This window comes from Streptomyces panaciradicis (assembly GCF_023516615.1).
In the GTDB taxonomy this organism is placed as follows: Bacteria; Actinomycetota; Actinomycetes; order Streptomycetales; family Streptomycetaceae; genus Streptomyces; species Streptomyces panaciradicis.
This window is the reverse complement of record NZ_JAMGBF010000277.1, coordinates 1-5457: the sequence shown is the minus strand read 5'-3', so window position 1 is coordinate 5457 and position 5457 is coordinate 1. Positions and strand designations below refer to the sequence as shown.

General features: G+C 71.5%; 6 protein-coding genes. 5 read left to right on the top strand and 1 reads right to left on the bottom strand.

All coding sequences use genetic code 11. The annotated features are described in order from the left end of the window. A partial coding sequence (locus M8J74_RS43595) for an adenosylcobinamide-GDP ribazoletransferase (RefSeq protein WP_249841694.1) occupies positions 1 to 263 on the top strand: 263 nt, incomplete at its 5' end. A 46-nt stretch (positions 264 to 309) separates the two neighbouring features. Then, positions 310 to 915 (top strand): RDD family protein, encoded by a 606-nt coding sequence (locus M8J74_RS43590; RefSeq protein ID WP_249841693.1) that lies wholly within the window; start codon positions 310 to 312, stop codon positions 913 to 915. Here the strand turns inward: M8J74_RS43590 and M8J74_RS43585 are convergent. Beyond that, positions 875 to 1660: an endo alpha-1,4 polygalactosaminidase gene (locus M8J74_RS43585; protein WP_249841692.1), complete on the bottom strand. Its 786-nt coding sequence runs from the start codon at positions 1658 to 1660 to the stop codon at positions 875 to 877. The genes M8J74_RS43590 and M8J74_RS43585 overlap by 41 nt on opposite strands. Positions 1661 to 1953: 293 nt before the next feature. On the opposite strand from M8J74_RS43585, the gene M8J74_RS43580 reads away from it, so the two are divergent. The 3 genes from M8J74_RS43580 to M8J74_RS43570 form a co-directional block, all read left to right on the top strand. Further along, positions 1954 to 3492, top strand: a complete 1539-nt coding sequence (locus tag M8J74_RS43580) for a leucyl aminopeptidase (protein WP_249841691.1) — start codon at positions 1954 to 1956, stop codon at positions 3490 to 3492. A gap of 244 nt (positions 3493 to 3736) precedes the next feature. Beyond that, positions 3737 to 5125: a dihydrolipoyl dehydrogenase gene (gene lpdA, locus M8J74_RS43575; RefSeq protein WP_058925751.1), complete on the top strand. Its 1389-nt coding sequence runs from the start codon at positions 3737 to 3739 to the stop codon at positions 5123 to 5125. Positions 5126 to 5184: 59 nt separating this feature from the next. Then, a partial coding sequence (locus M8J74_RS43570) for a biotin/lipoyl-containing protein (RefSeq protein ID WP_283949320.1) occupies positions 5185 to 5457 on the top strand: 273 nt, incomplete at its 3' end.

Sequence of the window (5457 nt, the reverse complement as noted above, 5' to 3'; positions counted from 1 at the left end):
CGGTGGTCGCGGGGGTCGTGCCGGTGCCGGGCGCGGCGGCGGTGGCGGCCGCCGTGACCGTGGCGGCCGGGGCCGCGGGGGCGCTGCTCGGGACGTACGACGCGGTGCGTACGGCGGTCGCGGTGCTCGTCGCGCTCGCCGTGGCCGAGCTCCTGCTGCGGCACTGCACGCGCCGTTTCGGCGGCGTGACCGGCGATGTGTTCGGCGGGCTGGCCGAGACGGCTGCGACGGTCTGCCTGCTGGTGCTGTCGCTGGGGCAGTAGTCTCTTCCGCCGTACACGGACAAGGGATCGTGATCGGGGGACGTTCGTGCCGAAGCTTCGTCGTGCCGTGGCCTGGTTCATCGACTTCTCGCTGGTGCTGGCACTCGCGACCGGGCTCGCGGTGCTCACCTTCCACCGCATGGCCGCGCTCGTCACCGACGTGCCCGACCTGGCCACCCACGGCGGCCTGGACCTGCTGACCTCGCGCGGCGACGTCGTCGGCGCCTCGGAGCAGCTCGGTCTGTCGCTGTGGAACCAGGCCGTCCTCGACGTGGAGGAGGCCTTCGGGGCACTGATCGCGGCGACCTTCCTGTACCAGTGGGGCTGCCTCGCCCTGGCCGGGCGGACCGTCGGCAAGGGGCTGCTCGGGCTGCGGATCGCCCCGGTCCGCGCGCGCCGGGCCGCGGTGCGCGCCGCGGTCACCACGGCGGCCGACATCGCGGTCTACGCGGTGGCCTGCGTGCTGCTGGTCGAGGGGTACTTCGTGGCGTCGGTGATGGTGTGGGCGCTCGCGGTCCTCGTCTTCCTCCTCAACGCCCTTCCCGTGCTGGCCCCGACGCGCCGCTCCTTCGCCGACCGGGTGGCCGGCACGACGGTGACCGGGCTCGGGATCAGCACGCCCGCCGCCACGCCCCCAGTTCGTACTTCTTGAGCATCGAGCTCAGCCGCAGGCGGCGGGACTGGGCGCAGAAGCGGCTGGTCGGCAGTTCGTACTCCACGTGGAAGACGGCCTTGTCCGCCTCGACGAAGGGCCTCAGGGCCGCGCACTCGCCGTACTGCGCGCACTGTTCGTTGACCGCGAAGTCGAAGTCCTTCACCAGCCGCGGGATCTGGTCCAGGTCGTTCTTCAACCCGACCGCCATGCCCCGGTCGTGGGCCAGCTTCGCGAGCAGCCGGTTGTAGCGGAGCTGGTCGGCGGCGGTGAGGCGGAAGCCGCTCTTGTTGCGGTAGCCGTCCATGTTGTCCGGTTCCACCGCGTCGAAGCCCTTGTCGCGGCACATGTCGAGGCGGGCCGCCATGAGCGGCTCCAGGACGTCCGTGCGGCGGATGTCCAGCCAGCGCTCGCCCTTCCAGCCGTTGCCCTCGCCGATCACCGAGCGCGGGAACTTCTTCGCGTCGGGCCGCCAGTCCTCCCAGGCGCCGGTGGACAGGTAGCAGATGACCTTGCGGCCCGCGCGGTGCAGGGCGGCGACCGTGGCCGCGGACCGGTCGAAGCCGTCGATGTCGTAGACCGGCACGTCGACCGAGGTGTCGAGGCGGCCGCTGAGCTGCCACTGCCAGGCCACCCCGGGACGCGGCCGCCAACGCGGGCCGGACGCACCGGAGTCGGAGCCGGAGCCGGTGGTGCAGCCCGCCAGCAGCAGGAGCAGGGCGAGCAGGAGGGTCGGGCGTCTCAACGGGCTGGCTCCTGGGTGGGCGACGGCGTCCCTCAAGGATGAACACCGCGCGCGTGACGGGGGCGACCGGGTCCCGGGACCGGAGCACGACCACGGCGCGACCGCCGGGTGAATGGACATGGGCATGAGCGAAACGGCGCAACGCGCGTAGGCTCGTCCGCAGTGTTCGACGTACCGGGGAAGGCCCCGCGGAAACCGCACCCTGCCGCCGCATCTAGGGTCGGCTGTCGGGCCCGGTCGACCCACACGTATCGGCCACTGGAACTTCACATCGGAAGCGAGATTTCACCACCGTGACTGCTCTCACTCTCAGCACCGCCGCGGCGCCCGGCCTGCGGGCCGACGCGATCGTCGTCGGTGTCGCCAAGGGCGCCGCCTCCAGGTCCGGCGACCTCGTCGTCGCACCCGGCGCCGAGGCCGTGGACAAGGCCTACGACGGCAGGCTCGCCGGCGTCCTGGAAACTCTCGGTGCCTCCGGCGCCGAGGGCGAGGTGACGAAGCTGCCCGCACCGTCCGGCTTCAAGGCCCCGCTGGTCGTGGCGGTCGGCCTGGGCGCCGAGCCCGAGAAGGACTCCGGCTACGACGGCGAGGCCCTGCGCAAGGCCGCCGGCGCCGCCGCCCGCGCGCTGGCCGGCAGCAAGAAGGCCGCGTTCGCGCTGCCGGTCGGGGACGCCTCCGACCTCGGCGCGATCGGCGAGGGCGTGCTGCTGGGCGCCTACTCCTTCGACTCCTACAAGGAGAACGGCAAGGCCGCCAAGGACAAGAACGGCAAGGCGCCGCTCGCCGAGGCCACGCTGCTCGGCGGCAAGCCGCGGGACGCCGGGCACAAGGCGGCGCTCGCCCGCGCCGTCGCCGTCTCCGAGGAGCTCAACCGCGCCCGGGACCTGATCAACACCCCGCCCAACGACCTCAACCCCGAGTCGTTCGCCGCGATCGCGCAGGCCGCAGCCAAGGAGCACGGCATCAAGGTGCAGGTGCTCGACGTCAAGGCGCTGGAGAAGGGCGGCTACGGCGGCATCCTCGGCGTCGGCGCGGGCTCCGCCGCCGGGCCGCGGCTGGTGAAGCTGTCGTACACCTCTTCCAAGGCGAAGAAGCACCTGGCGCTCGTCGGCAAGGGCATCACCTACGACTCGGGCGGCATCTCGCTCAAGCCGGCCGGTCACAACGAGACCATGAAGTGCGACATGAGCGGTGCGGCGGCGGTCTTCGCCGCCGTGGTCGCCGCCGCGCGCCTGGGCCTGCAGGTGAACGTCACCGGCTGGCTGGCGCTGGCCGAGAACATGCCCTCCGGTTCCGCCACCCGCCCCGGTGACGTGCTGCGCATGTACAGCGGCAAGACGGTGGAGGTCCTCAACACCGACGCCGAGGGCCGCCTGGTCCTCGCCGACGCGCTGTGGGCGGCCTCGCAGGAGAAGCCGGACGCCATCGTGGACGTCGCGACCCTCACCGGCGCGATGGTGCTGGCGCTGGGCAGCCGGACCTTCGGGATCATGGCGAACGACGACGCCTTCCGCACCGCGGTGCACGAGGCCGCCGAGGAGGTGGGCGAGCCGGCGTGGCCGATGCCGCTGCCGGAGCACCTGCGCAAGGGCATGGACTCCCCCACCGCCGACATCGCCAACATGGGCGAGCGGATGGGCGGCGGCCTGGTCGCCGGCCTGTTCCTGCGCGAGTTCGTGGGCGAGGGCATCACCTGGGCCCACCTGGACATCGCGGGCCCGGCCTTCAACGAGGGCGGCCCGTTCGGGTACACCCCGAAGGGCGGCACGGGTACGGCGGTGCGCACGCTGGTCCGCCTCGCGGAGCTGACGGCCTCCGGCGACCTGGGCTGATGCGGCCGTGAGGGAAGGGGGCTCCGCGCGCGGGTAGGGCGGAGCCCCCTTTTCCACGGGCGCTCAAACGAACGTGGGACGTCTCACACACCGGCCCGGCGTCTCGTTCACCTCCGACAAGTGCGAAGATGGGCCACGGCAGGACAGGGCCCCCACCACAGGGCCGAAGAAAGAGCGGCCGGACACCAGCCGCCGCCCGGTCAGGGTTGACCGGCGTACGGCGCACATGCATGGAGGACGTGACGTGGCGAACGACGCCAGCACCGTTTTCGACCTAGTGATCCTCGGCGGTGGTAGTGGCGGTTACGCCGCGGCCCTGCGCGGGGCGCAGCTGGGCCTGGACGTCGCCCTGATCGAGAAGGACAAGGTCGGCGGTACCTGCCTGCACCGGGGTTGCATCCCCACCAAGGCCCTGCTGCACGCGGGCGAGATCGCCGACCAGGCCCGCGAGAGCGAGCAGTTCGGCGTCAAGGCCACCTTCGAGGGCATCGACGTCCCCGCCGTCCACAAGTACAAGGACGGCGTGATCGCCGGCCTGTACAAGGGTCTGCAGGGTCTCATCGCCTCGCGGAAGGTGACGTACATCGAGGGCGAGGGCCGCCTGTCCTCCCCCACCTCCGTCGACGTCAACGGCCGGCGCGTCGAGGGCCGCCACGTCCTGCTGGCGACCGGCTCCGTGCCGAAGTCGCTGCCGGGCCTGGAGATCGACGGCAACCGGATCATCTCCTCCGACCACGCCCTCGTCCTGGACCGCGTGCCGAAGTCCGCGATCGTCCTGGGCGGCGGCGTCATCGGCGTCGAGTTCGCCTCCGCGTGGAAGTCCTTCGGTGCGGACATCACCGTCATCGAGGGCCTCAAGCACCTCGTCCCGGTCGAGGACGAGAACTCCTCGAAGCTTCTCGAGCGCGCGTTCCGCAAGCGCGGCATCAAGTTCAACCTCGGCACCTTCTTCCAGAAGGCCGAGTACACCCAGGACGGCGTCAAGGTCACCCTCGCCGACGGCAAGGAGTTCGAGGCCGAGATCCTGCTCGTGGCCGTCGGCCGCGGCCCGGTCTCGCAGGGCCTGGGCTACGAGGAGCAGGGCGTCGCGATGGACCGCGGCTACGTCCTGGTCGACGAGTACATGCGTACCAACGTCCCGACGATCTCCGCCGTCGGTGACCTCGTCCCGACGCTCCAGCTCGCGCACGTGGGCTTCGCCGAGGGCATCCTGGTGGCGGAGCGTCTGGCCGGTCTGAAGACCGTCCCGATCGACTACGACGGTGTCCCCCGCGTGACCTACTGCCACCCGGAGGTCGCCTCCGTCGGCATCACCGAGGCCAAGGCCAAGGAGATCTACGGTGCGGACAAGGTCGTCGCTCTGAAGTACAACCTGGCGGGCAACGGCAAGAGCAAGATCCTGAACACCGCGGGCGAGATCAAGCTCGTCCAGGTCAAGGACGGTGCCGTGGTCGGCGTCCACATGGTCGGCGACCGCATGGGCGAGCAGGTCGGCGAGGCCCAGCTGATCTACAACTGGGAGGCGCTGCCGGCCGAGGTGGCCCAGCTCATCCACGCCCACCCGACGCAGAACGAGGCGATGGGCGAGGCCCACCTGGCGCTGGCCGGCAAGCCCCTGCACTCGCACGACTGACCCTCGGTCGACGAAGCGACGACTCAGACTTCCGCAATTCGTAAGGAGCAACCGAAACCATGGCGGTTTCCGTAACCCTTCCGGCGCTCGGCGAGAGCGTCACCGAGGGCACCGTCACCCGCTGGCTGAAGGCCGAGGGTGAGCGCGTCGAGGCCGACGAGCCCCTGCTCGAGGTCTCGACCGACAAGGTCGACACCGAGATCCCCTCGCCCGCCGCCGGTGTGCTGGCCTCCATCAAGGTCGCCGAGGACGAGACCGTCGAGGTCGGCGCCGAGCTGGCCGTCATCGACGACGGCACGGGCGCGCCCGCCGCCGCCCCGGCCCCCGCCGCC